The sequence below is a fragment of the Parasphingorhabdus sp. genome, assembly GCF_036963705.1.
GTDB lineage: Bacteria > Pseudomonadota > Alphaproteobacteria > Sphingomonadales > Sphingomonadaceae > Parasphingorhabdus.
Window position 1 is genome coordinate 1 of the sequence record NZ_JBALUT010000142.1, and the last position, 2,159, is coordinate 2,159.

A 2,159-nucleotide genomic window follows, 5' to 3' on the forward strand; every position below is an offset into this window, starting at 1 on the left:
GCGAAACTGTCCTTGTCGCCCTGCCGGTCACCGTCAACCAGCCGCAACTGATAGCCGTCGCGCGTTTCATAGGATGCGACCGCTCGCATGGCGAGCGTGTCGCTGATGGGAACATTAATGATCCCCTTGAAGTCTGCCCGGTTGAAGCGACCGGTGGCTGCCTCGAGTTTGAGCTCAAACTCGTTGGAAGGTTCGCGGCTGTTGACAATGATCGCGCCGCCAATGGTGTTCTTGCCGAAGAGCGTTCCCTGGGGCCCACGAAGGATCTGTACACTTTGGATGTCAGCCATTTCCAGGAGACCGCCAACTGACCGCGCCACATAGACACCATCAACATAGATGCCCACGCCAGGGTCTACCGTGATATTGAAATCGGTCTGGCCAACGCCTCGGATGAAAGCGGTGAGCGACGCGCTTGATCCGGAGATATTCCCAACCGGCTGGATATTGACGTTCGGCGCGTAGGACGCAACCTGCGCGACGTTGGCGATCTGCCGGCTTTCAATCATGTCACCGCTCATCGCGGTAATTGCGATCGGGGTTTCCTGATTGTCTTCTTCGCGTTTGCGTGCGGTCACCACAATTACGTCGAGACCGCCACTGCTCTGCTCAACAGCTGGTTCGGTATTCGCAGCATCCTGCCCCAAAGCGGGGGCCGATGACAAGGTCATTGCTAAACCGCTGCCCGCCAAGAGCAATGCACGTCTGCCAACAACATATATGATTCTATTCATTTCCATCTCCCAAATATAAAGTAATGATTTTTTATATTTTTTTTGTCACTTATTTGTTATTATAACGCTTTAGAATTTTGTTTAGAAAGCCACACCGACTTTGCGGAAAAGCTCGTAAAACCCGTCGGTCGACAGCCACCCAACCCGTTCCACCTCCACCAGATCTATCTAGGTCGCCACTGATTCAGCCTATTCTGCGGGTGGTCTGGCCTTGGATAATTGCGTCCAAGCACAGGGAGCACCAGTAACAAGGGCAGGACCATACGACGCTATCGCAAACATTCTAAGTACCCTTCTTGCCAAAACAAATACTCCCATTCTAAATTATACTATTGATTGCCAAGCAAGTAAGATTCGAGAAAGTCGAGGCGGTCATTGCCCCAGAATATCTGATCATCAACAAACATAAGTGGTGCGCCGAATACGCCTCTTTGATAAGCTTGGGCGCGCACCTTGCGATATTCGTTTTGGCCGGTTGGCGATGCGATGAATTCGCACAACCCGTCAGCGTCGAGACCAACCTCTTCGGCACAACTGCGCAACTCGCTGAGATCGCCAGGATCGATGCCGAGTCCCCAGATCCTGTGGTACGCGGCCGTAACAAAAGCTTCCGCATGGCCTTGGCTGCGGGCGTAAAGCACTGCGCAGTTCCAATCCGCGCAGGCGAAATGCGCGGGAAACTTCAACGGCACCCCGTATTCGACTGCCCAGCGCTCCAAATCAGCCATCATGACCTTTATTTTCGGAGCAACTTCGCGGTTGGACGGACCATAGTTGCCAGCGGCAATCTTTGCCTCGGGAATGTCGATCGGCCAATATTCGATCTTGCAGCCGGTCCGCCGGGCCAGGTCCGGCAATTTCACCTGCGCCAGGTAGCTGAACGGACTGATGAAATCGAAATAGAAATCGATCGTTCTGGTCATGGTGCGGTTCCGTAACCCACCAGCTTTTCGTAGTTTTCCCAGAATCCGACGATTGTACCTTCGGTGACCAGGTGGTCTGTATTCTCCGCACGACCTCCGCCCATGGCGATGTACGAGGCTGCTTCCGTTTCGCCGATGATTGCTCTTTGGACGATTTCGACAGCTTCGCCATCTTCCATGGATACCAGCCCGGCCGGACCGATCAGGTTGGTTTGCTTTTGCCGGATGGCCTGCATCTCGGCATCATCATCAGCGTAGCCGAAATGGGTCCAGACAAGCTCGAAGCCATCGGTGCCCTTGGTTACTATCTGCCGCACCGCTAGGGTGTTCTGGATCTGCTGGAGCACCAGGTTCGGGAACACGGCGAGGATAACGAGGGTTATGCCGTCATCGAATTCCTGCCGACCTTTAAGGAGCGACATGTCCTGCAGCTTGAACTCGGTGTCAAAGGTGCGAGAATCCCCATAGGCCTGCTTATCTGCGGCATCGTCGTTACTAGAGG

General features: G+C 54.0%; 2 protein-coding genes and 1 pseudogene. All 3 read right to left on the reverse strand.

The window, feature by feature from the left end:
* The coding region (locus V7680_RS15435; RefSeq protein WP_335654141.1) for a TonB-dependent receptor plug domain-containing protein at positions 1–734 on the reverse strand (734 nt) is incomplete at its 3' end.
* Positions 735–1,063: 329 nt separating this feature from the next.
* Positions 1,064–1,657, reverse strand: coding sequence for a 2-hydroxychromene-2-carboxylate isomerase (locus V7680_RS15440; protein WP_335654142.1), 594 nt, complete (start codon positions 1,655–1,657; stop codon positions 1,064–1,066).
* A pseudogene (locus tag V7680_RS15445) lies at positions 1,654–2,159 on the reverse strand (Rieske (2Fe-2S) protein); the annotation flags it as partial. The gene V7680_RS15440 and the pseudogene V7680_RS15445, both read right to left, overlap by 4 nt.

What these genes read in the sequence shown, in the direction of transcription:
- V7680_RS15440 (WP_335654142.1), bottom strand. Translation starts at nt 1,657, where the DNA reads ATGACCAGAACGATCGATTTCTATTTCGATTTCATCAGTCCGTTCAGC.